Origin of the sequence: uncultured Amaricoccus sp., from assembly GCF_937891315.1 — a bacterium.
Taxonomy (GTDB): domain Bacteria; phylum Pseudomonadota; class Alphaproteobacteria; order Rhodobacterales; family Rhodobacteraceae; genus Amaricoccus.
The window spans coordinates 1-24,353 of record NZ_CALAGI010000064.1 but is presented as its reverse complement, the minus strand read 5'-3'; the positions used below and the strand labels follow the sequence as shown (position 1 = coordinate 24,353).

The 24,353-nt window shown below is 64.5% G+C and carries 28 protein-coding genes and 1 pseudogene; 24 read left to right on the top strand and 5 right to left on the bottom strand.

What is annotated here, in order from left to right; all coding sequences use genetic code 11:
- Positions 1-439: 439 nt before the first annotated feature.
- Positions 440-667 (bottom strand): 30S ribosomal protein S18, encoded by a 228-nt coding sequence (gene rpsR, locus Q0480_RS05770; RefSeq protein ID WP_299131429.1) that lies wholly within the window; start codon positions 665-667, stop codon positions 440-442.
- Positions 668-677: 10 nt separating this feature from the next.
- On the bottom strand, positions 678-1,070 hold the full coding sequence (rpsF, locus tag Q0480_RS05765) for a 30S ribosomal protein S6 (RefSeq protein WP_299131428.1): 393 nt from the start codon (positions 1,068-1,070) through the stop codon (positions 678-680).
- Positions 1,071-1,311: 241 nt separating this feature from the next.
- Here rpsF and fabD point away from each other — a divergent pair, with 241 nt between their 5' ends.
- Positions 1,312-2,241 (top strand): ACP S-malonyltransferase, encoded by a 930-nt coding sequence (fabD, locus tag Q0480_RS05760; protein ID WP_299131427.1) that lies wholly within the window; start codon positions 1,312-1,314, stop codon positions 2,239-2,241.
- Here the strand turns inward: fabD and Q0480_RS05755 are convergent.
- A complete protein-coding gene (locus tag Q0480_RS05755; protein WP_299131426.1) occupies positions 2,238-2,900 on the bottom strand; it encodes a DUF2726 domain-containing protein in 663 nt (220 codons plus the stop codon). The two genes, fabD and Q0480_RS05755, sit on opposite strands and share 4 nt — an antisense overlap.
- 137 nt (positions 2,901-3,037) lie before the next feature.
- On the opposite strand from Q0480_RS05755, the gene fabG reads away from it, so the two are divergent.
- From fabG to Q0480_RS05640, 23 genes are all read left to right on the top strand, one after another.
- The gene (gene fabG / locus Q0480_RS05750; protein WP_299131425.1) at positions 3,038-3,775 is read left to right on the top strand and encodes a 3-oxoacyl-[acyl-carrier-protein] reductase; all 738 of its coding nucleotides are present in this window, start codon (positions 3,038-3,040) and stop codon (positions 3,773-3,775) included.
- A gap of 192 nt (positions 3,776-3,967) precedes the next feature.
- The gene (locus tag Q0480_RS05745; RefSeq protein WP_140454148.1) at positions 3,968-4,201 is read left to right on the top strand and encodes an acyl carrier protein; all 234 of its coding nucleotides are present in this window, start codon (positions 3,968-3,970) and stop codon (positions 4,199-4,201) included.
- A 264-nt stretch (positions 4,202-4,465) separates the two neighbouring features.
- The gene (gene fabF, locus Q0480_RS05740) at positions 4,466-5,728 is read left to right on the top strand and encodes a beta-ketoacyl-ACP synthase II (RefSeq protein WP_299131433.1); all 1,263 of its coding nucleotides are present in this window, start codon (positions 4,466-4,468) and stop codon (positions 5,726-5,728) included.
- Between the two features lie 9 nt (positions 5,729-5,737).
- Entirely contained in the window at positions 5,738-6,778 is a 1,041-nt protein-coding gene (mltG, locus tag Q0480_RS05735; RefSeq protein WP_299131424.1) for an endolytic transglycosylase MltG, read from the top strand.
- A gap of 152 nt (positions 6,779-6,930) precedes the next feature.
- Positions 6,931-7,251: a hypothetical protein gene (locus Q0480_RS05730; protein WP_299131434.1), complete on the top strand. Its 321-nt coding sequence runs from the start codon at positions 6,931-6,933 to the stop codon at positions 7,249-7,251.
- 1 nt (position 7,252) lies between these two features.
- Positions 7,253-8,551, top strand: coding sequence for a terminase family protein (locus tag Q0480_RS05725; protein ID WP_350460863.1), 1,299 nt, complete (start codon positions 7,253-7,255; stop codon positions 8,549-8,551).
- 42 nt (positions 8,552-8,593) lie between these two features.
- Positions 8,594-9,769, top strand: a complete 1,176-nt coding sequence (locus tag Q0480_RS05720) for a phage portal protein (RefSeq protein ID WP_299131423.1) — start codon at positions 8,594-8,596, stop codon at positions 9,767-9,769.
- Complete coding sequence (locus tag Q0480_RS05715) at positions 9,769-10,017, top strand: hypothetical protein (RefSeq protein ID WP_299131422.1); 249 nt, start codon at positions 9,769-9,771, stop codon at positions 10,015-10,017. Before Q0480_RS05720 ends, Q0480_RS05715 begins: the two co-directional genes overlap by 1 nt.
- 13 nt (positions 10,018-10,030) lie before the next feature.
- Positions 10,031-10,588, top strand: coding sequence for an HK97 family phage prohead protease (locus tag Q0480_RS05710; RefSeq protein WP_299131421.1), 558 nt, complete (start codon positions 10,031-10,033; stop codon positions 10,586-10,588).
- 38 nt (positions 10,589-10,626) lie between these two features.
- Positions 10,627-11,826, top strand: a complete 1,200-nt coding sequence (locus tag Q0480_RS05705) for a phage major capsid protein (protein WP_299131420.1) — start codon at positions 10,627-10,629, stop codon at positions 11,824-11,826.
- Between the two features lie 155 nt (positions 11,827-11,981).
- Positions 11,982-12,278, top strand: coding sequence for a hypothetical protein (locus Q0480_RS05700; protein ID WP_299131419.1), 297 nt, complete (start codon positions 11,982-11,984; stop codon positions 12,276-12,278).
- Between the two features lie 22 nt (positions 12,279-12,300).
- Positions 12,301-12,900 (top strand): head-tail connector protein, encoded by a 600-nt coding sequence (locus tag Q0480_RS05695; RefSeq protein ID WP_299131418.1) that lies wholly within the window; start codon positions 12,301-12,303, stop codon positions 12,898-12,900.
- Entirely contained in the window at positions 12,897-13,235 is a 339-nt protein-coding gene (locus Q0480_RS05690) for a head-tail adaptor protein (protein ID WP_299131417.1), read from the top strand. The genes Q0480_RS05695 and Q0480_RS05690 overlap by 4 nt, the downstream gene beginning before the upstream one ends.
- On the top strand, positions 13,232-13,654 hold the full coding sequence (locus Q0480_RS05685; protein WP_299131416.1) for a DUF3168 domain-containing protein: 423 nt from the start codon (positions 13,232-13,234) through the stop codon (positions 13,652-13,654). The genes Q0480_RS05690 and Q0480_RS05685 overlap by 4 nt, the downstream gene beginning before the upstream one ends.
- A gap of 24 nt (positions 13,655-13,678) precedes the next feature.
- Positions 13,679-14,092, top strand: coding sequence for a phage major tail protein, TP901-1 family (locus Q0480_RS05680; protein ID WP_299131415.1), 414 nt, complete (start codon positions 13,679-13,681; stop codon positions 14,090-14,092).
- The gene (locus Q0480_RS05675) at positions 14,092-14,421 is read left to right on the top strand and encodes a gene transfer agent family protein (protein ID WP_299131413.1); all 330 of its coding nucleotides are present in this window, start codon (positions 14,092-14,094) and stop codon (positions 14,419-14,421) included. The genes Q0480_RS05680 and Q0480_RS05675 overlap by 1 nt, the downstream gene beginning before the upstream one ends.
- Positions 14,418-14,627 (top strand): rcc01693 family protein, encoded by a 210-nt coding sequence (locus tag Q0480_RS05670; protein WP_299131412.1) that lies wholly within the window; start codon positions 14,418-14,420, stop codon positions 14,625-14,627. Before Q0480_RS05675 ends, Q0480_RS05670 begins: the two co-directional genes overlap by 4 nt.
- Before the next feature lie 2 nt (positions 14,628-14,629).
- Entirely contained in the window at positions 14,630-15,295 is a 666-nt protein-coding gene (locus Q0480_RS05665) for a phage tail tape measure protein (RefSeq protein WP_299131411.1), read from the top strand.
- A gap of 13 nt (positions 15,296-15,308) precedes the next feature.
- On the top strand, positions 15,309-15,941 hold the full coding sequence (locus Q0480_RS05660; RefSeq protein WP_299131410.1) for a DUF2460 domain-containing protein: 633 nt from the start codon (positions 15,309-15,311) through the stop codon (positions 15,939-15,941).
- The gene (locus tag Q0480_RS05655) at positions 15,941-16,828 is read left to right on the top strand and encodes a DUF2163 domain-containing protein (RefSeq protein WP_366940823.1); all 888 of its coding nucleotides are present in this window, start codon (positions 15,941-15,943) and stop codon (positions 16,826-16,828) included. The genes Q0480_RS05660 and Q0480_RS05655 overlap by 1 nt, the downstream gene beginning before the upstream one ends.
- Positions 16,809-17,276, top strand: a complete 468-nt coding sequence (locus Q0480_RS05650; RefSeq protein WP_299131409.1) for an NlpC/P60 family protein — start codon at positions 16,809-16,811, stop codon at positions 17,274-17,276. The genes Q0480_RS05655 and Q0480_RS05650 overlap by 20 nt, the downstream gene beginning before the upstream one ends.
- Positions 17,276-21,178, top strand: coding sequence for a glycoside hydrolase/phage tail family protein (locus Q0480_RS05645; RefSeq protein ID WP_299131408.1), 3,903 nt, complete (start codon positions 17,276-17,278; stop codon positions 21,176-21,178). Before Q0480_RS05650 ends, Q0480_RS05645 begins: the two co-directional genes overlap by 1 nt.
- The gene (locus tag Q0480_RS05640) at positions 21,171-21,887 is read left to right on the top strand and encodes a DUF2793 domain-containing protein (RefSeq protein ID WP_299131407.1); all 717 of its coding nucleotides are present in this window, start codon (positions 21,171-21,173) and stop codon (positions 21,885-21,887) included. Before Q0480_RS05645 ends, Q0480_RS05640 begins: the two co-directional genes overlap by 8 nt.
- A gap of 12 nt (positions 21,888-21,899) precedes the next feature.
- On the opposite strand, the pseudogene Q0480_RS05635 reads toward Q0480_RS05640, so the two are convergent.
- Together Q0480_RS05635 and Q0480_RS05630 are read right to left on the bottom strand one after the other, a co-directional pair.
- Positions 21,900-22,846, bottom strand: a pseudogene (locus Q0480_RS05635) (IS630 family transposase).
- A 170-nt stretch (positions 22,847-23,016) separates the two neighbouring features.
- On the bottom strand, positions 23,017-24,353 hold a 1,337-nt coding region (locus tag Q0480_RS05630), incomplete at its 5' end, for a right-handed parallel beta-helix repeat-containing protein (protein ID WP_299131406.1).

Here is a 24,353-nt window from a genome sequence, read left to right as displayed (position 1 = left end):
TCTACACAGGCGAAGACACTCTTTCCCTACACGACGCTCTTCCGATCTCGGGTGCAGGCCCAGTTCCTTGATCGGCTGGTTCATGACGATCTGGCGACGGTCGACCGAGAAACCGGCCTCGGTCGCCGCGTCGGCGGCGTCGCGCGTATTCACCGAGCCATAGAGCGCGCCGCCGTCCGCGGCGGAGCGAATCACCACGAAGGTCTGGCCGTCGAGCTTGGCGGCGACTTTCGCGGCCTCGGCCTTCAGCTCGAGGTTGCGCGCCTCGAGCTGAACGCGCTCGGTTTCGAACCGCTTGAGGTTGGCCGCGGTCGCGCGGAGCGCCTTGCCCTGGGGCAGCAGGAAGTTGCGGGCATAGCCCTGCTTGACACTCACCACCTCGCCCATCTGGCCGAGCTTGGCGACGCGTTCGAGAAGTACGACTTCCATCGGTGCCTCCTTACTTCACGGCGTAGGGCAGGAGCGCGACAAAGCGGGCGCGCTTGATCGCCCGCGCGAGCTCGCGCTGCTTCTTGGACGAGACCGCGGTGATGCGGCTCGGCACGATCTTGCCGCGCTCCGAGATGTAGCGCTGCAGGAGCTTCACGTCCTTGTAGTCGATGCGGGGCGCGTTCTGGCCCGAGAAGGGGCAGGACTTGCGACGGCGGAAGAACGGTTTGTTTGCCATGGCTTGTCCCTCAGTTCTCGTCTTCGCGGCGCGGGCGGCGCGGACCGCGATCGCCGCGGTCGCCACGCTCGTCGCGCTGGTTCTTGGACTGCACCACGGCCGAGGGGCCTTCCTCGTGCGCGTCGACCTTGACGGTCAGCACCCGCATGACGTCCTCGTGGATGCGCATCAGGCGCTCCATCTCCTGAACCGCCGCGCTGGGCGCGTCGGACTTCACGAAGGCGTAGTGGCCCTTGCGGTTCTTGTTGATCTTGTAGGCCATGGTCTTCAGGCCCCAGTATTCGGAGCCGACGACGTCGCCGCCGTTGTCCTTCAGCACCTGACCGAAATGTTCGATGAGGCCTTCGGCCTGCGCGTTGGAAAGATCCTGGCGCGCGATAAAGACATGCTCGTAGAGAGCCATCTGTCACCCGTCTGTCTGGCGCGTTTCAAAATGGAACCCCAATCCCTCCGGGTCCATACGAGAGGCCGCGCGATGCATATCCTTGGAGGGATGCGGCCTTATATAGACGACCGCCCGAATTGCAAGGGCGGCCGAATCCGCCAGGGCGTCCGGCCACGCGGCGGATGGGGCGGCGGCGGGGCTGGACGGCGCCGGGGGTGAGCCGCTAGTCAGGGGCAATCAAAGAAGAAGGATCATAGGGATGAAGCGCGCGTTCGTCTTCCCCGGACAGGGAGCGCAGGTGATCGGCATGGGGCGCGATCTCGCGGAGGCCTATCCAGCGGCGCGGGCCGTGTTCGAGGAAGTCGATGACAGCCTCGGCGAGGAGCTGTCGAGGCTGATCTGGCAGGGCGACATCGCGGAGCTGACCCTGACGGCGAATGCGCAGCCCGCGCTGATGGCGGCGAGCCTCGCGGCTTTCCGGGCGATGGAGGCCGAGGGCTTCGGCATCGAGAAGGCGGATTTCGTCGCTGGCCATTCTCTCGGGGAATATTCGGCGCTCTGCGCGGCCGGGGCGCTGGCGCTCGGCGACACGGCGCGGCTGCTGCGGCTGCGGGGGCGGGCGATGCAGGAGGCGGTTCCGGTGGGAATGGGCGCGATGGCGGCGATCCTCGGGCTTGATCTCGCGGCGGTCGAGGAGGTCGCGGCCGAGGCGGCGGGCGACGAGGTTTGCGCGGCGGCGAATGACAACGATCCGGCGCAGGTTGTGGTGTCGGGCGGCAAGGCGGCGGTCGAGCGCGCGGTCGAGATCGCCCGCGCGCGTGGCGCCAAGCGGGCGATGCTGCTGCCGGTCAGCGCGCCGTTCCATTGCGCGATGATGGCACCGGCCGCCGAGGCGATGGAGGTGGCGCTGGCCGGGGTGGCGCTGGCGACGCCGGCCGTCCCGCTGGTGGCGAACGTCGCCGCCAGCGCGGTCAGCGACCCCGAGGAGATCCGGCGCCTGCTGGTCGAGCAGGTGACCGGGCGGGTGCGCTGGCGCGAGAGCGTGCTCTGGATGGCCGGGCAGGGTGTGACCGAGATGATCGAGATCGGCGCCGGCAAGGCGCTGAGCGGCATGATCCGGCGGATCGACAGGGAGGTCGCCGTCCGCGCCGTCGGCGCCCCGGCCGATGTCGAGGCGCTGAGAACCTAGGTTCCGCTCCGGGCCAGCTCGGCTTTTCCTAGAATGCCGAGCAGGTCAGCCCGGAGGTCGGCGGATTTGAAGCGCTCCGGGACCTCGATGGTCGGAACTCCGGCCTTGCGCAGCGCTTCGCGCTTGACCGCGTCGCGGATGAAACTCTGCTTATGGTAGTGGCCGCTGCCGTGATATTCGATTGCGAGGACCAGATAGCCGTGCCGGCTGATCACGGCGAAATCGAGGCGCTTCGAGTTTATCGAGGCGAATGCGCGACGGCGGGTCTCGGTCGTACCCAGATTCGGACTGGGACGAATGAGTTCCCCAAGGCTGGTCTGAGCCATGAGGCGGTGCCCGTCGCCGACCTCTCGGACGGCCGCTTCGAGAATTGGAAGAAGCCGCGCCTCTTCCCTGTTGAGCAAGGGAACGCACTCGAACGCGCTTTGGGCGATCGCGTCCATCTGCCGGAGCGGGTCGCGAAGATCGTGTATGTCCTGAAGCGTCGCGCCCGGCAGGGCGGTCCAGCCCGGTCGCCGTCCGCGGCGGCGACCCCGAAACATTCGAGCGCCAAAGGCGGCGGCGAGGAGACATGTGGCGACGATAAGGGCGATCGCGTTCAAATGGTCGGCGAGGTCCGCTGTCCACGACGCCGGAAGCCATCCTTCGTCCCATATCATTGTCACGCCCCCCGTCCTGTCGCACAAGCCATAGTGGCCGGCGGTTAACTGGCGGTTGCCACAAAAGACCACATCGGATAGGGCGAGAGACCGCCACGAGCCGCTGGGCGGACGGGCGGCCACGGGAAAGGGCGGACATGTTCGACCTCACAGGCAAGGCGGCGCTGGTAACCGGGGCGTCGGGCGGGATTGGCGGGGCGGTCGCGCGCGCGCTGCGGGCGCGCGGGGCGATCGTGGCGCTGTCGGGAACGCGCACCGGACCGCTGGAGGCGCTGGCGGCGGAGTTGGGCGAGGGCGCGCATGTGTTGCCCTGCGACCTTTCGGACGCGGTGGCGGTCGAGGCCTTGCCGAAGCGGGCGATCGAGGCGATGGGCGCGCTCGACGTGCTCGTCAACAACGCCGGCGTGACGCGGGACCAGTTGATGATGCGGATGTCGGACGCCGATTGGGCGACGGTGCTCGAGGTCAATCTGACGAGCGTCATGCGGCTGTCGCGGGGCGCGCTGCGTGGCATGATGAAGGCGCGCTGGGGGCGGATCATCAATATCAGCTCGATCGTCGGGGTGACCGGGAATCCCGGGCAGGCGAACTACGCGGCCAGCAAGGCGGCGGTGATCGGCATGTCGAAGAGCCTCGCCGCCGAGGTGGCGAGCCGGGGGATCACGGTCAACTGCGTCGCGCCGGGCTTTATCGAAACGGCGATGACCGAGGCGCTGACCGACGATCAGAAGGCCCGTCTGCTCGGCGGAATTCCGGCGGGACGGATGGGAACGGCGGATGAAATCGCCGCGGCGGTGGTCTATCTCGCCTCCGCCGAAGCAGCTTATATCACGGGCCAGACACTGCATATCAACGGCGGAATGGCGATGATCTGACGGCGGATCCGGGCGCTTGCATTAACATTTGCCATGGGCTTGGGTTATGCTATAGCGCGCGACTAGCGTATCCGGGACCGCTTGTTTGGTCCGGGCCGTAAGGGGTAGCAGAGGCCACGGCCGTCATGGCCAGGCAGGAATTCCAAGAGTTTGGGTGCCCCCTGAGGGACCGGACCAAAAGAGGACGAGACAATGAGCGATATCGCGGAACGCGTCAAAAAGATCGTGGTCGAACATCTGAGCGTCGATGAGTCCAAGGTGACGGACAACGCTTCGTTCATCGACGATCTCGGCGCGGACAGCCTCGACACGGTCGAGCTGGTGATGGCGTTCGAGGAAGAATTCGGGATCGAGATCCCCGACGACGCGGCCGAGACGATCCAGACCTACGGCGACGCGGTGAAGTTCATCACGGCGAATTCCTGAACCGACACATTCGGCAACGGGGCGGCGTCCGGGGCACCGGGCGCCGCCCTTGCTTTTGCGCGCGGCATCTCCGGTGAGGTCGCGCGTCGGCCTGTTCGACGCGCCGGCGCGAAGTCCTTGTGGATCAGAATGTTGCATGGCTTCGCCGATGCGGCCGGCGGCTCGCGGCGCGGGTGATCGGTAGAGTTTCGATCGCCGCTTGTTCGGCTGTCGGCTTTCGCGGTAAAGGGGGGGCGAGCGAAAACCGGGATGGATGCCAAAGCGATGCGGCGGGTGGTCATTACTGGGCTGGGGCTTGTGACGCCGCTGGCCTGCGGGGTCGAAGCGAGCTGGTCGCGGCTGATCGAAGGCAAATCCGGCGCGGGCAAGATCACGCGGTTCGACGCCAGCGACCTTGCCACCGACATCGCGTGCGAGGTGCCCTACGGTGACGGGTCGGACGGGACGTTCAATCCCGACGACTGGATGGCGCCGAAGGAGCAGCGCAAGGTCGATACCTTCATTCTCTACGCGATGGCGGCCGCGCAGCAGGCGATCGAGGACGCGGGCTGGACGCCAGAGGACGAGGGCGAGCGCGAGCGGACCGGGGTCATCATCGGTTCCGGGATCGGCGGGCTCAGCACCATCGCGGACACCTCGATCATCCTGAAGGAAAAGGGGCCGCGGCGGATCTCGCCATTCTTCATTCCCGGCAGCCTCATCAATCTCTGCTCGGGGCACGTTTCGATCCGGTATGGTTTCAAGGGACCCAACCATTCCGTGGTGACGGCCTGCTCGACCGGCGCGCATGCGATCGGCGACGGGGCGCGGCTGATCAAGTACGGCGACGCGGATGTGATGGTCGCGGGTGGCGCCGAGGCGGCGGTCTGCGCGCTGGGGATCGCGGGGTTCAATGCCTGCAAGGCGCTGTCGACGGGGTTCAACGACGCGCCCGAGAAGGCGAGCCGGCCCTATGACAAGGAGCGCGATGGCTTCGTCATGGGCGAGGGCGCCGGGGTGGTGGTGCTGGAGGAGTATGAGCACGCCAGGGCGCGCGGCGCGAAGATTTATGCCGAGGTGATCGGCTATGGCCTGTCGGGCGACGCCTACCATATCACTTCGCCGGCGCCCGATGGGGACGGAGGCTTTCGCGCCATGTCGTCGGCGCTGCGCGACGCGGGCATCACCGCCGGCGACATCGACTATGTGAACGCGCACGGCACCTCGACCCAGGTCGGCGACGAGATCGAGCTCGGCGCGGTAACGCGGCTGCTCGGCGACGCGGCGGCGGGCGTCACCATGTCCTCGACCAAATCGGCGATCGGGCATCTGCTCGGCGCGGCCGGCGCGGTGGAGGCGATCTTTTGTGTGTTGGCGCTGCGCGACCAGATCGCGCCGCCGACGCTGAATCTCGAGGACCCGTCAGTGGAGACGCCGATCGACCTCGCTCCGCTCGTGGCGGTGAAGCGGCCGATCTCGGTGGCGCTGTCCAATTCATTCGGGTTCGGCGGCACCAACGCGTCGCTGGTCCTGCGCCGGGTGGAGTGACGCCGGCCCATGATGCGCCATTTCGCGGCCAATGCGCTGACGATCCTGATCATCGGACTGATGCTGTTTCTCGGGATCATCCTGTGGGGCAAGGCGGAGTACGAGGCGGCCGGGCCGCTCGACGCGCCGCTGCGGATAGAGGTCGAGAAGGGCGAGGCGCTGAGCAGCGTCGGCGCCAAGCTGGCCGAGAGCGGAGCGATCAGCGACCCGCGGCTGTTTCGGGTGGCGGCGAAATATACCGGACAGGACGCGGGCCTGAAGTTCGGCGAATACGAGATCGCGGCGGGTTCCTCGATGAGGGATATTCTCGCGCTGCTCAACAAGGGCGGCAATGTCCTGCGCCAGATCATCGTGCCGGAGGGCTGGACCAGCTGGCAGGTGGTCGAGATGCTGAATGGGCGCGAGGAGTTGAGCGGCGAGGTCGCGGAATTGCCGCCGGAGGGGTCGCTGGCGCCGGCCGGCTATGATTTCCAGCGCGGCGATGACCGGAACGCGCTGATCGCGCGGATGCGGGCGGAGCAGGACGAAATACTGGCTGAAGCCTGGGCGACTCGGGCGCCGAACCTGCCGCTGAGGAGGCCGAAGGATCTGCTGACGCTCGCCTCGATCGTCGAGAAGGAGACCGGCGTTGCCGAGGAGCGCGGCGAGGTCGCAGCGGTGTTCGTGAACCGTCTGATCCGGGGGATGAAGCTGCAGACCGACCCGACTGTGATCTATGGCGTCACAGGCGGCAAGGAGGCGCTCGGGCGTGGCCTCCGGGCGAGCGAGCTGGCAAAGATCACGCCGTACAATACCTATGCCATCGTCGGGCTGCCGCCGACGCCGATCGCCAATCCCGGCAAGGCGGCGATCGAGGCGGCGGCGCATCCAGTTGAGTCGGGCTATCTCTATTTCGTCGCGGACGGCAGTGGCGGACACGCCTTCGCCCGGACACTGGAAGAGCACAATCGAAACGTCGTGACCTGGCGGCGGCTGGAGGCCGAGCGCGCCTTGCAGGAAAAGGCGGCGAAGGAGGCCGGGGCAGCTCCGGAGCAAGCGCCCGCCGAATAGATCGTACAACCTCAGATTTATCTGTTGACAGAGCGTACGCCTTCGGGTATAGCCTGTGTCAAGCTGGAAGAAATGGGTAGGCAGGCGCGTCGCAAGACGCCGCCTGCCTTTTCTTTTCCCTGCCCGGGCGGAGCAGCCAGGGCGAACGTCACATGACAATCTCAGCAGAAAGTACGGCGGCGGCGAGCGATCTGCTCGAACGCACGCTCGAATTGTATCGTGATCTTTCCGTGGCTCTTCGCGAACGGATCACGCGGTTCAAGGGTAGCAGCGGCACTGGCGATGCCGACTGCGTGAAGGACGTGGATGCGCTGCGCGCGCACCACAGGGCGCTGCAAACTGTTCTCGAACTCGAGGCTGGTCTTGTCAAACGAAGCAGAGCAGGGGTCCACGGGGCGGGTGGTGAACTCGACCTCGATGGGGCTCGGGCCGAGATCCTTGCGAGACTTGCTGTCTGGCCTGCCGCGGGGTGAGCTGGAGCAATTTCTGGGCGCGCTGACACCGAATGCGTTGGCTTCTCTTCCCTGGCTCTTCGAGCATTGGGCATTGGACCATCAACTGCCCCCGGCGGGAGACTGGACGACCTGGGTGATCCTGGGCGGACGGGGGGCGGGCAAGACGCGCGCGGGTTCCGAATGGATCCGCGCGCAGGTGGAAGGCGCCAGGCCGGGAGATCCGGGGCGGTGTTCCCGGATCGCCCTGATCGCGGAGACGGTGGATCAGGCGCGCGAGGTGATGGTGTTCGGAGAGTCCGGTATCATGGCCGCCTCACCGCCCGACCGGCGCCCCGAGTGGCAGTCGACGCGCAAGCGCATCGTCTGGCCCAACGGGGCGGTGGCACAGCTGTTCTCGGCGAGCAATCCCGAGGCGCTGCGCGGTCCGCAGTTCGACTGCGCCTGGTGCGACGAACTTGCGAAATGGAAGAAGGGTGAGGAGACCTGGGACATGCTGCAATTCGGTCTGCGGCTGGGCACCCATCCCCGGGCGCTGGTCACGACGACGCCGCGGAGCAGTGCGCTGCTCCGCGCGATCCTCGCCGACGCCGGCACGGTGAAGACCTCGGCGCCGACGAGCGCCAATGCGATGAACCTCGCCAAGGGGTTTCTCGATACCATCACCCGAAAGTACGAGGGCTCCCGGCTCGGGCGGCAGGAGCTCGACGGCGAGATGATGATGGATGTCGAAGGCGCGCTCTGGAGCTGGGCGATGCTCGACGCCGCGCGCGCGGGGCGAATTCTCGAACATGACCGGATCGTGGTGGCGGTCGATCCGCCGGTGACGAGCGGATCGGACGCTGACGAATGCGGCATCATCGTCGCGGGTGTGCTGCGAAACGGCGATCCGCGGGACTGGATCGGCGAGGTCATCGCCGATGGCAGCCTCGCCGGTGCCTCGCCCCGCGCGTGGGCCGAGCGAGCGGTCGAGCTTTACCATCTGCATCGCGCTGATCGCCTGATCGCCGAGGTCAACCAAGGCGGCGAGATGGTCGCGACGCTGATCCGGCAGGTCGATCCGAACGTTCCGTTCCGGGCGGTTCGGGCCAGCAAGGGCAAGGCGGCGCGGGCCGAGCCGGTGGCCGCCTTGTACGAGCAGGGTCGCGTGTTCCATCGCGGCGTCTTCAAGGCGCTGGAGGATCAGATGACCGCGCTTACGATCGGGGGCTATACGCGGAGGGGCAGTCCGGACCGGCTCGACGCGCTCGTATGGGCGATCACCGATCTGATGATCGATCCGGCCGCGAGCTGGAGGGCGCCGCGGGTCCGCCGTCTCTGAGCGACCCCAGGCGACACAATCAATAGTCAGGAGCAGGCTTTCATGGTCTTGCAGATTTTCCGCATGGCGAAGCCGGCGGCGCCCGAGGCCAAGGCCTCGGCCGCGGCGCCGCTTGTCGCGTTCCAGGGCGCGGGCAAGGTGGCCTGGTCCGCGCGCGACGCCGCGACGCTGACGCGGATCGGGTTTCTCAACAATCCGGTCGGCTATCGCTGCGTGAAGATCATCGCCGAGGCCGCCGCGGCGGTTCCGGTGGTGGTCCAGGATGCGACGCGGCGGTTCGACACGCATCCGGCGCTCGATCTCCTGGCGTCGCCGAATCCGGGGCAGGGCGGAGCCGCGCTGCTTGAGAATTTCTACGGCCATCTGCTGCTGAGTGGAGATGGCTATCTGGAGGCGGCGGGAGAGCACGTCTCCGGCGGGCCACGCGAGATCTATTCGCTGCGGTCGGACCGGATGAAGGTCGTGCAGGGCACGGACGGCTGGCCGATCGCCTATGAATACAGTGTCGGTGCGAAGAAGCACGCCTTCGACATGCGTCAGGACCGGGTGCCGATCCTGCATGTGAAGAGCTTCCATCCGGTGGACGATCACTACGGTCTGTCGCCGCTGCACGCCGCGGCGAGTGCGATCGATGTGCATAATTCGGCGAGCGCCTGGTCGAAGGCGCTGCTCGACAACGCCGCGCGTCCGTCGGGCGCCATCGTCTACAAGGGGGCGGACGGGCAGGGTTCGCTCGCCTCGGACCAGTATGCGCGACTGATCGACGAGCTCGAGAGCCATCATCAAGGCGCGCGCAATGCCGGGCGGCCGATGCTTCTGGAGGGTGGACTTGACTGGAAGCCGATGGGCTTCTCGCCGAGCGACATGGAGTTCCACACCACGAAGCAAGCGGCGGCGCGGGACATCGCGCTGAGCTTCGGCGTGCCGCCGATGCTGCTCGGCCTGCCCGGCGACAATACCTACGCGAACTATCAGGAGGCGCATCGCGCGTTCTTCCGGCTGACGGTCCTGCCGCTGGTGGCGAAGAGCCTCGCCGCTTTGTCGGGCTGGCTGCCGTTCTTCTACGGCGCACCGTTCCAGATCAAGATCGACGAGGACAATGTTCCCGCCCTGGCCGACGAGCGGGTGACACTCTGGAACCGGATCAGCGGTGCCAGCTTTCTCAGCGACGCGGAGAAGCGGCGAATGCTCGGCCTTCCGGGTCTTCGGGAGGATTGATGCGGGCCAACGTCATTCGCGGCGGCGGATCACGCTTTCTTTACGAACCTTTCGACGTCGCCTCCGCTCGCATCGAGGTCAATGAGCGGATCGCCGAGGAGCGGTGGCAGCAGCTGGAGCGACGCCTCGTCCACATCGAGGTCACCCTCGATCGGCTGGAGAAGCGTATCTGGCTGGCGGCCTATGGCGCGGCCTCGCTGATCCTCGCCGACATCGCATACGGGCTCGTCAATCTAGCAACTTCTTGAGGGAACGGCAGTGATGCAGGCGTTTGGGGGCTACGGCCCGCTTGAAACCAAGTTTCGCAAGTTCGACGGCGACCTCGCACTGAAGGAGGGCGCGGAGATCTCGGGCTATGCGAGCCTGTTCGGCGCGACCGACCAGGGCGGCGACGTGGTGCAGCGCGGCGCCTACGCCGCCAGCCTCGCCCGGCTGGCGGCGGCCGGTAGTGGTGTCAAGATGCTGTGGCAGCACAATCCGGCCCAGCCGATCGGGCTCTGGGAAGAGGTCCGCGAGGATGCACGGGGCCTTTTCGTCAAGGGGCGGCTCCTGACCGAGGTGCAGGTGGCGCGCGAGGCGCATGTGTTGTTGCAGGCGGGGGCGATCGACGGGCTGTCGATCGGCTATCGCACGCTGCGCAGCGAGAAGGCGGGAACCGGCCAGCGGCTTCTGCACGAGATCGAGCTTTGGGAAGTCTCGCTGGTGACCTTTCCCATGCTTCCCGAAGCACGGGCGCAGGCCGAGGCTTCCGAGCCTGAAGACAACCTGGCGCAGACTCTGGCCGACACCTTCCGCGCGGCGAGGGAAATGCTGGCGTGAGCTCTGGCCCGCGCTTTCAACATCAAGGAACCATGCCAATGCAGACACCCGAAAGCAAGTCCCGGGGGGGGAGTCTAGCCCCGGGCCAGAGCCCGCACTTGGAGGTCAAGGCCGCCTTGTCCGGGTTCCTTGGCGAATTCGACGCCTTTCAGTCCGAGATCAAATCGAAGCTCAAGGAACAGGAAACCCGTTTGGCCATGCTCGATCGCAAATCCGCCGCGACGAACCGCCCGCATCTGGCGCGCGGCGCCGAAGTCGACGTCCCGCACAAGAGGGCCTTCGCGGCCTATCTGCGGTCGGGCGACGACGACGGCCTGCGCAACCTGACAATTGAGGAAAAGGCGTTCTCGACCGCCGTCGCCGCCGATGGCGGCTATCTGGTCGATCCGCAGACCGCCGCGCAGATTGTCGGCGTCCTCCACTCGTCTGCGTCGATCCGGACGATCTCGAATGTCGTCACCGTCGAGGCGAGCGCTTTCGACGTGCTGGTCGATCATACGGATACCGGCGCCGGCTGGGCAACGGAAAGCGCCGCCCGCTCCGAGACTGGCACGCCGCAGGTCGACCGCATCTCGATCCCGCTGCACGAGCTCTCGGCGCTGCCGAAAGCGTCGCAGCGCCTGCTCGATGACAGCGCCTTCGATGTCGAAGGCTGGCTCGCGCAGCGGATCGCCGACAAGTTCAGCCGCGCCGAGGCCGAGGCCTTCGTGAAGGGCGACGGCGTCGACAAGCCGACCGGCTTTCTCCACTATCCCAAGGTCGACACCGATCTCTGGGCATGGGGTTCGCTCGGCTATGTTCCGACCGGCGTCGCGGGCGACTTCCTGGCGAGCGAGTCGGCCGACGCGATCGTCGATGTCGTCTACGCGCTTGGCGCCCGCTACCGCGCCAATGCGACCTTTGTGATGAATTCGAAGACCGCCGGCGCCGTGCGCAAGATGAAGGACGCCGACGGCCGCTTCCTGTGGTCCGACGGTCTGGCCGCCGCCGAGCCGGCGCGGCTGATGGGGTATCCCGTACTGATCTCCGAGGACATGCCGGACATCGCGGTCGACGCCTTTGCGATCGCTTTCGGCGATTTCCGCGCGGGCTATACCGTCGCCGAGCGCCCGGACCTGCGGATCCTGCGCGATCCGTTCTCGGCGAAGCCCCATGTGCTGTTCTATGCGACCAAGCGCATCGGTGGCGACGTCAGCGACTTCGCGGCGATCAAGCTCCTGAAATTTGCGGCGAGCTGAGGAGGGTTCCGACCCTTTTCCAATGCGACCGCAAATGATCTGCCCCGATCCCGATCGGGGCGGATCTCGCACACCCCCGCGCGCTCCAGTCGCTGCTCCTCCCTCCGCTCGGGCGGCGCGGGGGTGTGTTCCTTGCTCGACGAGTGGAGCCAGCGATGAGTGGTTACGCCCTGAAATCGACCGCGCAGGCGGCGACTTGCCTGATGGACTGGCAGAATGGCTATCTGGCGCCTGGCGAACGGATCACGGCCGATCTCGGCTGGAGCGTCCAGCCCTGTCACGAGGATCGCGGCGATTTGGAGATCGTGGAGCAGCGCCACGATCTGTTCCGGTCCTGGGCGAAGCTGGTCGGTGGCGTGAGGGGACGCGTCTACATCGTGTCGAACCGGGTTCGGACCAACGACGATCGCGTGCTCCGTCGCGCGATCGTCATGCGGATCGCTTTGGGCTGAGGCCCGCATTGAGGAGTTCCAGATGATCTTGACGGAAGTAGCCGCGCCGCCAGCGGCGGCGGTGCCCGTGCGCGCCTTCGGTGAGCATCTGCGCCTTGGAAGCGGGTTCGCCGACGATGGGTCGGAGGACGCGGTTCTGGAGCTTTATCTCAGGTCCGCCATGGCGGCGATCGAGGCCCGCATCGGTCGCGCGCTGCTCACCCGTGAATTCTCCTGGAGCGTGACCCGCTGGCGCGAGGACGCGAGCCAGGGTTTGCCGATCGGGCCGATCCGCTCGGTCGACGCGGTCACACTGGTGGAGGTCGACGGCTCCGGCACGGTCGTCGAGCCGGAGAACTGGTCGGTGCTTCGCGACAGCCAGCGACCGCGGCTCGTTGGCCGGTTCGGGCGGAACCTTCCACGCATTCCGCGCTCGGGACATGCGGAAATCCGCTTCACGGCGGGCTATGGTGATGCCTGGAGCGACGTTCCCGCCGATCTCAGGCAGGCGGTTTTCCTGCTCGCCGCGCATTTCTACGAGCATCGCTCCGAGGGCGCGGTTTCGGGGACCATGATCCCCTTCGGGGTTCTGGTTCTGATCGAGGCCTACCGCTCGACGCGGATCGGCGGGGGGGTGTCGTGACGGAGGTGACGCTGTCGCGCCGGCTGGTGCTCGAGGCGCGCGAGAGCCTGACCGATGGCGCCGGCGGCTTCGCGGTCGACTGGCGCGCACTTGGAACATTGTGGGCCGATGTACGATCGCGGTCGGGACGCGAGGAACTTCTCGCTGCGCAGCCCACGTCGCGGGTGAAGTCGCGCATTCTGGTTCGGGCCGCGCCCGTTGGTGCTCCGTCCCGACCGCGGCCTGAACAGCGGTTTCGCGAAGGCGAGCGTGTCTTCAACATTCTGGCAGTCGCGGAATACGACCCGTACGGGCGCTACCTGGCGATCGACGTCGAGGAGGGCGTTCTGCCATGACCTACCGATATTCGGCAGGGCTACAGGCCGCGATCTATCAGCGGCTCGCCGCCGACGCGGCGCTGGGCAACCTGGTGGGCGGTGCGATCTATGATGCGCCCCTTCAGGGGCGCGAGGGTGCCGCCGCGCCCGATCACATCACTCTGGGAGATGAGGCCACGCGGCCGTTTGATACCAAGACCAGCGTCGGCGCGATCCATGATTTCAGTGTGAAGGTGCATTCGGCGCGCGACGGATTCGACACGGCGAAGCGGATCGCCGGAGCCGTCTGCGCCGCCTTGATGGACGCGCCTCTGACGCTGGCGGATGGGCGGCTGGTTTCGATGCGATTTCTGCGGGCGAAGGCGGAACGGGGAGCGGCGCCCGAGAAGCGCCGGATCTCCCTCCTCTTTCGTGCCGTCGTGGACGAGAGCAACTAACTTCTTTGAAGCGAGGACGAAGACATGACGGCCCAGAGAGGCAAGGACCTGTTGGTGAAGCTCGACATGACGGGCGCGGGCGTTTTCGAGACGGTGGCCGGTTTGCGCGCCTCGCGGATCACGTTCAACGCCGAGACCGTCGATGTCACCAGTCTCGGGAGCGTCGGACGGTGGCGTGAGTTGTTGTCAGGCGCGGGCGTTCGCAGCGCGGCGATCACCGGCTCGGGTGTGTTCCGGGACGCGGCCACCGACGAGCGAACGCGCGCGATTTTCTTCGCCGGGGAGATCCCATCCTTTCAGGTGATAATTCCGGACTTTGGAATTATCGAGGGTCCGTTCCAGATCACGAGCATCGAATATTCCGGTCAACACGACGGCGAAGCTACCTACGAGTTGTCGCTGGCCTCGGCGGGAGCGGTGAGCTTCGAGGCGATCTGATGGCCAATCCATTTCGTGGTGAGGTCGAGTTAACCATCGACGGCGAGCAGAGGGTTATGCGGCTCACGCTAGGCGCGTTGGCTGAACTCGAGGCCAAATTGAAGTGCGAGTCACTGATTGAGATGATCACGCGGTTCGAGACGGGCGGCTTCCGGGTCCGGGATCTGATCGGCCTGCTCACGGCTGGTTTGAATGGTGGCGGCTGGAAGATTGGCGAGGACGATCTGGTCAAGAGCCAGATCGACGGTGGCCCGCTCGCGGCGGCGCAGGCCGCGGCGCAGCTTCTCAAGATTACCTTCACATTGCCGCACGAAGACGAAGAGGCATGAAGCGTGTCGCCTGGCACCGGCTCATGCGGCTGGGGCTGGTGCAACTCGGGTTGCGGCCCGACGAATTCTGGAACCTGACACCGGCCGAACTCATGCTGATGGCCGGCGGCGGCCCCGGCCGGGACGCTTTGTCGCGCGAGGGCCTCGAGGCGCTGGCGGCGCGGTTTCCGGACAATCCAGGCGCGCGGGCCGAAGGAAGGGAATAATCATGGCGGACTACGACGCGGACCTTGGCGGGCTCGAGGCCGAATTCCTGAACCTGGAAGGTAGCCTTACCGGACTCGGGGGTGTCGCGAGCACCTTCCGGCGTGAGCTCGATAGTGTGCAAGGGAGCATGAAGGGCGCCGGCCGCGAGGCTACGAGCATGTCGCGATCGGTTTCCTCCTCGCTGCGGCAGGCCTTCGAAGGCGTGATCTTCGATGGCGAGAAACTGTCGGACGCCTTGGCAGACATTGGCAAAAGCATTACGGGTTCGGTCCTCTCGCAGGCTCTCGCGCCGGTTCAGAAATCGGTCGGGACGGCGGTCAACTCCGGAATTCAGTCGATCATCGGTGGGCTTCTAGGCTTTGCCGACGGCGGGGCGTTTAGTGGAGGACGTGTCGCGGCATTCGCCAGCGGTGGCATCGTCGACTCTCCTACGCGGTTTCCCATGCGCGGCGGAACCGGGTTGATGGGGGAGGCCGGGCCAGAGGCGATCATGCCGCTCGCGCGCGGAGCGGATGGCAAGCTGGGCGTTCGGACCGGCGGGGCGGGCGGAGGCGTCCACGTGACCATGAACATCACGTCTCCCGACGCCGTCAGCTTTCAGAGATCGCATACCCAGGTCGCAGCCGAAATGAACCGCGCGATTCAGCGCGGGCGCCGGAACATGTAGGGAGTGTCTGTCCATGAGCTTTCATGAAGTCCGGTTCCCCGCGCCCCTATCCGTCGGATCGAGTGGCGGCCCGGAGCGGCGAACCGAGATCGTCACGCTCAACAACGGGTTCGAGGAGCGTAATTCGCCCTGGGCGCACTCTCGCCGTCGATACGACGCTGGACTCGGCGTACGCTCGCTCGACGATCTGGCCGAGGTGATGGCGTTCTTCGAAGCGCGCCAAGGACAGCTCTACGGCTTTCGCTGGAAGGATTGGACCGACTTCAAATCTGGCGCTCCCTCCTCGCGACCGTCCTCGCTCGATCAGCGGATCGGCACCGGTGACGGGTCGTTGACCGTATTTGATCTGGTCAAGGACTATAGTTCGGGAGCGCAGACCTACGCGCGGAAGATCAAGAAGCCGGTTGCCGGAAGCGTCGTGGTGGCCGTCGGTGGGCAGGTCCTGGAACCAGGCGTTGGGTATTCCGTGGATCCGGTGATCGGGCGTGTGGAGCTTTGGACCGCGCCGGCCGCCGGAGCCGACATCACAGCCGGGTTCGAATTCGACGTGCCGGTTCGGTTCGATACGGATCGGATCAGCGCGAGCCTCGCAGGATTCGCGGCGGGCGAAATCCCGTCGATCCCGGTGGTCGAGGTTCGAGTCTGATGCGAGCGATAGGTTCGGAGTTTCAGGCCCGACTCGACAGTGGCGCGAGTCGCATGTGCCGGTGCTGGCGGGTGACACGAAAGGACGGGGTCGTCCTTGGCTTCACCGACCACGATCTGGATCTGAAGTTCGAGGGCGTCACATTTCGAGCGAGCAGCGGTATGGACGCCAGCGCGCTTCAGACGGCGACGGGCCTGAGTGTGGACAATGCTCAAGCGGTTGGCGCGCTGAGCGACGCTGCGGTTACCGAGCACGACATCCGGGCGGGGAAGTTCGATCGGGCGGAAATTCAGCAGTGGCTTGTGGATTGGGAGCGTCCCGATCTGCGGGTTCTGCTATTTCGAGGCTGGTTCGGGGAAATTCGTCGCTCCGACGGCCGCTTCGAGGTCGAGATGCGGGGCCTCACCGAGGCCCTGAACGTCCCGGTTGGCAGGAGTCTCCTGAAAGCATGTGACCGTGTGCTCGGCGATACCAAGTGTGGCCTCGATCTGTCGCGGCCGGAGTTTTCGGCCGAGGGCGAAGTCGTGGAAGGCAGTGGTGGAGCGCGCGTGGTGGCGAGTGGCCTCGGACAGTTCAAAGCCGACTGGTTCGCCGGCGGCAAGCTCGTCTGGTTGTCGGGTGACAATCTCGGCGAGGTGGCGGCGATCAAGACGGACCATCTCGCCGGCTCGAGCAGACGGCTGGACTTGTGGCAGCAGCCCTACCGTGGCGTCGCGCTCGGAGAACGTTTTCGCATTTTCGCAGGATGCGACAAACGCGCCACCACGTGCCGAGGGAAATTCAACAACTTTCTGAACTTTCGAGGGTTTCCTCATATTTCAGGCGAGGATTGGGTGACGGCCTACCCAAAGGATGGAGCGATCCACGATGGCGGAAGCCAGCAATAGGACTGAGGCAGGAGAGGCCATCGTCGTACGCGCTCGGCAGTGGATTGGCACGCCGTATCGGCACCAATCGAGTTGTCGGGGAGCTGGCGCCGACTGCCTGGGGTTGCTTCGCGGTCTTTGGCGCGAAACTTTGGGCGAGGAACCGCAAGAGATCCCGCCCTATACGGCTGATTGGGCGGAGTTTGGAGGCGGGGAAGATCTCCTGGCCGCCGCTCGGCGGCATTTGTTGATGGTAGCGCGGCCAAATGCTCAGGGGGGTGACGTCCTTATTCTTCGCATGAAGGACGAGGGAGTCGCCAAACACGTTGGCATTCTCGCCTACTCCGAAGCAGGTCATGCGACCATGATTCACGCCTATTCGGGCTACGGCGTCGTCGAATCGCCGCTCACACCGGCTTGGGCGCGGCGGATTGTCGAAGTCTTCAGATTTCCTGAGGAGCGCTCCTGATGGCAACTCTCGTACTGGCCGCCGCCGGTTCAGCACTCGGCGGAGCGATGGGCGGATCAATTGCCGGATTGACCTCGCTAGCACTGGGTAAGGCGATCGGCGCGACCCTTGGATCCGTCGTGGACCAGCGTCTTCTCGGACTTGGTGCCGAACCTGTCGAAACCGGGAAGGTCGATCGGTTTCGTGTCATGGGCTCCAGCGAAGGCGCGGCTCTTCCGCGTGTCTTTGGTCGGATGCGCGTCGCGGGCCAGATCATATGGTCGAGCCGTTTCCTCGAGCATGTGAGTTCGCAGAATGTCGGCGGAAAGGGCGGCGGGCAAAAGGTTCGCGAGTACAGCTACACCGTCAGCCTCGCCATCGCTCTTTGCGAAGGCGAGGTCATTCGCGTAGGTCGCATTTGGGCGGATGGGCTGGCGATTGATCAGTCCACATTGACGATGCGCCTCCATCACGGCGGCGAAATGCAAACCCCCGACCCGCTGATTTCCGCGATCGAAGGCGATGATTTTGCGCCGGCCTATCGTGGAACGGCCTATGCCGTGCTCGAAAATCTGGACCTGTCTCCCTACGGAAATCGGATTCCGCAGTTCAATTTCGAGGTGTTTCGTCGAAGTTCGATTGAGGTGCCAGGATCCCCCGCGCAGAACATTCGCGCCGTGGCTCTTGTTCCGGGCACCGGCGAATACGCTTTGGCCACGGAGCCTGTTCGCTTCGACCTTGGAAAGGGCGAGAGCAAAGTCGCGAACGTACACAATGATTTAGGGGTTACGGATCTCAAGGCGTCGATAGGTCAGTTGATCGCGGAACTGCCAAAAGTCGGTTCCGTATCACTCATTGTCAGCTGGTTCGGGAATGATCTCCGATGCGACCGTTGCGAATTGCGGCCGGGCGTCGAACAATCGATTCAGGACGGAACTCCGATGCACTGGAAGGTGTCCGGAACGTCACGCTCGGCGGCGAAGGTAGTCAGTCAGATCGACGGGCGCCCAGTGTTTGGTGGGACGCCGTCGGACGAGGCAGTGATCCAAGCGATACGCCACCTGCGCGGGATGGGGTTGCAGGTGGTGTTCTATCCTTTCATTCTGATGGATATCCAAGAAAAAAATGGCCTGATCGACCCCTGGACCGGATCAGAAGACCAACCCAATATCCCGTGGCGAGGACGAATCACACTATCCTCCGCCCCCAGTTTACCAGGAACGCCGGACAAGACTTCAGAGGCTACGGAAGAGGTCGCGGTATTCTTTGGTCGCGCGCGTCAGGAAGACTTTCAATCCGATGATGCCTCTGTGACCTATATTGGAGCGGACGAATGGTCCTATCGCCGCTTCATACTTCACTACGCACACCTCTGCGTGGCTGCCGGCGGAGTTGATGCATTCTGCATCGGGTCCGAAATGCGCGGCGTTTCCCAGATTCGCGGCGAGGGCGGGAGCTACCCCGCGGTAACCGAACTTTGCGATCTCGCGTCGGACGTACGTTCGGTTCTGGGAGCAACGGCGAAGATCGGATACGCGGCCGACTGGTCCGAGTATTTTGGGCACCAGCCCAATGACGGTTCGGGGGATGTCGCCTTCCATCTTGATCCGCTCTGGTCTCACCCTGCGATCGATTTCATCGGGATCGACAACTACATGCCAATTTCCGACTGGCGTGACGGGTCCAATCACACGGACGCGGTTGCGGGATCGATCTACAATCTCGACTACTTGACCGGCAACGTCGCGGGGGGAGAGGGGTATGATTGGTACTATGCCTCCTCCACCGATCGCGACGTCCAGGCGCGCAGTGCCATCATCGACGGCGCATATGGTGAGGACTGGACCTTCCGTTACAAGGACTTGGTCAGTTGGTGGTCCAATGAGCACGTAAACCGCGTCGGCGGAGTCAAGGTCAGTACTACGCATTGGCGCCCTCAATCCAAGCCAATCTGGTTCACGGAGTTGGGGTGCCCCGCCGTCAACAAAGGCACGAACCAGCCCAACGTCTTCCATGATCCAAAGTCGTCGGAGAGTTTCTTCCCCTACTACTCCAACGGCTCCCGCGATGATTTCATCCAGTCCCGGTATCTCCAAGCGATGTTCCTGCATTGGGGAAGCTCTGAGAACAATCCCGTGTCCGCGGTGTACGGCGGACCAATGGTGGACATGACCCGAGCCCACGTGTGGGCATGGGATGCTCGACCCTGGCCGGATTTTCCAAATCGGATGGAAACTTGGGCAGACGGCGACAACTATTCGCGCGGTCACTGGCTGAACGGCCGGATGACCATGGTGCCGCTCGCGGAGGTCGTCTCCGAGCTTTGCAACGTAGCGGAACTGGACACGATCGACGTGGCGGAACTGTATGGCGCTGTGAGCGGTTACGTCGTCGAGGCCGTGGAGAGTGTGCGGCAAAGCCTTCAACCACTCATGCTGGCTTACGCATTCGATAGCGTTCCGGTGGGTGCGCACGTTGGATTTTCCTCCCGAGATGGCCTGGTCGTGGCAGACCGCGGGGTAGATAGATTTGTGGTCTGCGCTGAGGAGCCGGTAGTGACGTTCGTTCGGGCGCCATCGGCGGACGTTCCCAGCCGTGTGACCTTTGGCTTTGTGGAGGCCGACGCCGACTATGGTTCCGGCGCGGTGGAGGCGGTTCATACGCATCCCACGGAACCAAACACCGCGCAGTCTAGTGCCTCCTTGGTCCTTTCAAACGCGGACGCCGAAGCGATCGCAGCGCGGTGGCTTGCTGAAGGCAAGATCGCGCGCGATACCGTCGCTTTCAGATTGCCGCCTTCGGACCTGCGGTTCGTGCCGGGCGACGTCTTGGCCATCCTGGCCGATGAGAGATCGGATCTCTATCGGATCGATCGTGTGGACGAAGCGGGCCATCGGGTGATCAATGCGGTGCGCGTAGAGCCAGCGACGTATGAGGCACCTGCCAATAGGGGCGAGGTGGTTGGAACGTCGAAGAGAATATCGGCGCAATCGGAAGTTTACGCCGAGTTCCTCGATCTGCCGCTCCTCACCGGAGACGAGGTTCCGCACGCTCCGCACGTGGCTGTGTTCAAGTATCCGTGGGCAGGATCGGTGGCGGTGTTCTCGGCCGGAGACAACTATGGATATGCGCCAAATCGCACGTTTTCCAGGCCGGCCATTCTGGGGGAAACCCTTGATGCACTTCCGGCGGGTGTTCCTGGTCGATGGATGCGCGCTACCGTTCGCGTCCGTATTCGCTACGGCGCGTTAGAGAGCCGAAGCGCTGCGAGCGTTCTGAATGGCGCGAACGTGGCGGCCCTTCGCGATGGTTCCTCCTCGGACTGGGAAGTGTTCCAGTTTACGAAAGCGGAACTTGTCGCCCCACAAGTATACAAACTGTCAGGCCTTCTGCGTGGGCAAGCCGGTACGGATGGCCAGATTCCGGTCGAATGGCCGGCGGGTACCGATTTCGTGTTGATCGACCGAGCGCTGGCTCAAATCGATCTGCCGGCGTCCGCGCGTGGGATAGAGCGACACTATCGCATCGGGCCGACGAGCAAGTCTTACGACGACGCGAGTTTTGTTCATCGTGTTCTGGCATTCGACGGAGTTGGTCTCAGGCCGTACAGGCCCACGCATTTGCGGGCGGTACGGTCTCCGTCGGGCGATATCTCCGTGAGTTGGACGCGGCGCACGCGCATTGACGGAGACAATTGGCAGGGAGTGGACGTTCCGCTCGGTGAGGACAGTGAGCGATATCACGTGCGGATTTTCACGCGCGCCGCCGTGCTTCGCGAGTATTTTGTGGAAGCACCAAATCTCACCTACTCCAAGGCAGCGCAAGAAGCGGACGATTTCGGGTCCGTGGCGATTTTCGAAGTCGCCCAAGTATCCGGTCGATTTGGCCCAGGCGGCTATGAAAGGATCGAATTCAATGGCTAGCACGGCTCAATTTGGCTTGCCACTCCTCGCCCCGGCGCAGGCCCAGAAGCATGTGACCGTAAACGAAGCCTTGGCAATACTCGATGCCGTGGCTCAGCTTCGTGTTCTTTCCTCGACCACGCAGGCGCCGCCGTCGGATGCCAACGAGGGCGAGGCCTTTTTGGTGCCCATGGGAGCAAGCGGAGCTTGGAGCGGTCGATCGGAGCAGGTCGCGGTTTGGAGCAACGGCGGCTGGTTGTATCTGAAGCCAAAGGCTGGATGGTGCGCCTGGGACGCGGCGGCGAACGGACGACGCGTGTTCGATGGCACGGAATGGGTGGCGGATGCTGTTGTCACATCGCCGGGCGGTGCGAACTCCTCGTGGTCGCTGATCGAGTTCGATCACGTGGTCAGCGCCGGGGCGAGCAATACCACCATCTTCACCATTCCTGGAAATTCGCAGGTCCACGCGGTTACAGGACGTGTGGTCGAGGGTCTCGCCGGCACAGGCTTGACGGGATGGCGTATCGGCGTGGCCGGTGCCAACAATCGGTACGGATCCGGCATTGGCACGGCGCGAAACTCCTATTTCATCGGCGTGAGCGGGGCGCCTGTGACCTACTACGAAAATACGCCTATTCAATTGCAGGCGGATGCTGGGAGCTTCCTGACGGGGCGGGTCCGAATCGCCGTCACTTTGACCCAATTTCGGCCCCCGCGCGCGTTTTAGAGCATTTTCCATCTACTCCGGCTCATATCCCGCGGCTGCGAAGTAGTTGGCGCACTCCTTCGGGGTGAACTGGTCGATGATCTGTCCGACCTCGTCCCAGAGAGCGTCGCGGGTACGTGTGGCAGCTTTTCGCAACAACGCCTTGAGCTTGGAGAAGGCGTTCTCGATGGGATTGAAGTCCGGAGAATAGGGCGGAAGGAAGCGCAACGTCGCGCCGACCGCTTCGATCGCGTCGCGGACGGCGGCGTTCCTGTGACAGCCGAGGTTGTCCATGACGACCACGTCCCCCGGTGCGAGCGTGGGAACGAGCACTCGCTCGACATAGGCCAGGAAGGCTTCGCCGTTCATCGGGCCATCGATGACCATCGGTGCGTCGAGGCCGCCAAGGCGCGGGCCCGCGACGAAGGTCGTCGTGCGCCAGTGGCCGTGGGGAATGCTGGCGAAAAGCCGCTCGCCCTTGTGGCAGCGTCCGCGCAGCCGCGCCATCTTCGTATTCAGCCCGGTTTCGTCGATGAAGATCAGCCGCTCGGGATCGAGATCCGGCTGGCCCGCGAACCAGGCCTCGCGCGCCGCGCGGACGTCCGCCCGGTCCTGCTCGCTGGCGTGGCCCGTCTTTTTTTCACCGTGATCCCGCGCAGGTCGAAGAACCGCCACAGCGTGCCGATCCCGGCGGAGACGCCGCGCTCCTCCATCAGGCGGACGCGCATCTCCGCCAGCGTGATATCGCGCCGCCCTTCGATCAGACCGAGCAGCTAGTCCTCATGCGCGTCCAGCTTGGAGCCGCCGGGATTGCCCTGCCGCCGTGCCGTACGCTCGCCGGTCGCGCGCCACCGACGAACCCAGGCGATCGCCGTGGCGATCCCCACGCCAAACCGAGCCGCCGCCCCTCGCGCCGAAGCGCCGGCCTCGACCGCGTCGATCACCCGTCCCCGAAGGTCCGCCGAATATGCACCGCTCATGCCCCGCCTCGCCGTTGCTTCGTGGTCCAGAATCGCATGCCTCCATGCCGGCGTGAATCGGGGATCAACGAAAATGCTCTAGGGCGGGCGAGCCGGCCGAACGTTCCGCGCGCGGAACATCCGGCGAGGTTTCCAGCGAGACCTCCGCGCGGAGGCCTCGCCATGGGAGATCAGAATAGGGTCGCGTCGAAGCTGTCCTGATATTCGCTGCCGAGACCGGCGAGCACCAGCGTGTGGGTACCGGCCTTCTGGTCGATGGTGAGGGTCAGGGTGTCGCCACTGACCTTCGCCTTAACCGCTTCGGAATAGGTCACGAGTTCCTGCAGGTCAGCGATCGAGTCGGCCCGGACATACGTTCCGTCGAGGCTATGCCAGACTTCGTTGCCGCCGTTCTTGTCCTTGAAGGTATTGGCATCGTAGCCTGTGAAGACGATCTCGTCCTTCTCCGAGAAATCAACCATCGACAGCGTGCTGGTCTTGCCCGCGCTCGAGGCGCCCTTGAAGACGAAATCGTCCGCCACGTTGTTGCCCGACGAGGAGGCTCCGGTCGAGGGCGTGTTGGGGGTCGACGGCGTATCGACGACCGCGGGGGACGCGGACGAACTGCCCGCCGTGGTGCTCGATCCGGCCGTGCTCCCGACGTTCTTCACCGGCGAGCCGCTGAGCCCGTTGGTATAGTGATAGTTCGTCCCGCCGGTCTCCTTGTTGTTGGCGACGTACCAGGTCGAATTGCCCTGGTCGGGGATCGAGGGCGAGGTGTTGTTGGTGATCTTCACGTTGGTCGAATCCGGCGTGACGTTGATCACCGGATAACCCTTGCCGTCCTTGATCAGGGTATTGTTGTTGATATTGACGTTGTTCCCATAGTTCACGGTGATGCCGTGCGTTTGGGACGACTGCAGGTAGTTGTTGGCAATGGTAATGTTTTCATACTTCTGCCCATGCCATTCGTTCATCACGAAGATGCCGTGAGTCTGACCGTCCTTGGCATAGAGCTTGTTGCCGGTGATCTGGATGTTCTTGGAGGCCGCCTGATCATAGCCGGCGTTTGTCCAGAACTGTATGAAGTCCTTGTGGGAATAGCCCGGCTGGGACCCGCTCTCGCGATAGATGTTGTTCGAGATCACTCCACCCTGGATATCGGTGAAGTTCATTGCGTCTTCCCACATCCGCGTATAGGTGTTGTTTGAGACGGTAAGACCCTTGATCTCGTAGATGAATGAACCGAATTTGTAGTCGAAGAAGTCCGAATTAACGACCTTTACGTTGGTCGAATAGTTGATCTTCAACCCGAGCCCCCCCGAGGCGTTGCCGCCGGGTCCGTCGAACTTCACGTTGTCGATGGTGAAGTTGGTGGCCTTGCTGACCGTCAGATTCTTGAAGACGGCCTGGCTGCTGTCGCTGGCCGACTTGATCGTCACGCCGCTCTTTCCGGACGCCAAGGTCACGGTTCCATAGTTTCCGCCGGCGAGGGAGAGCACGTCGCCCGCCTTCGCGCTCTTGAACG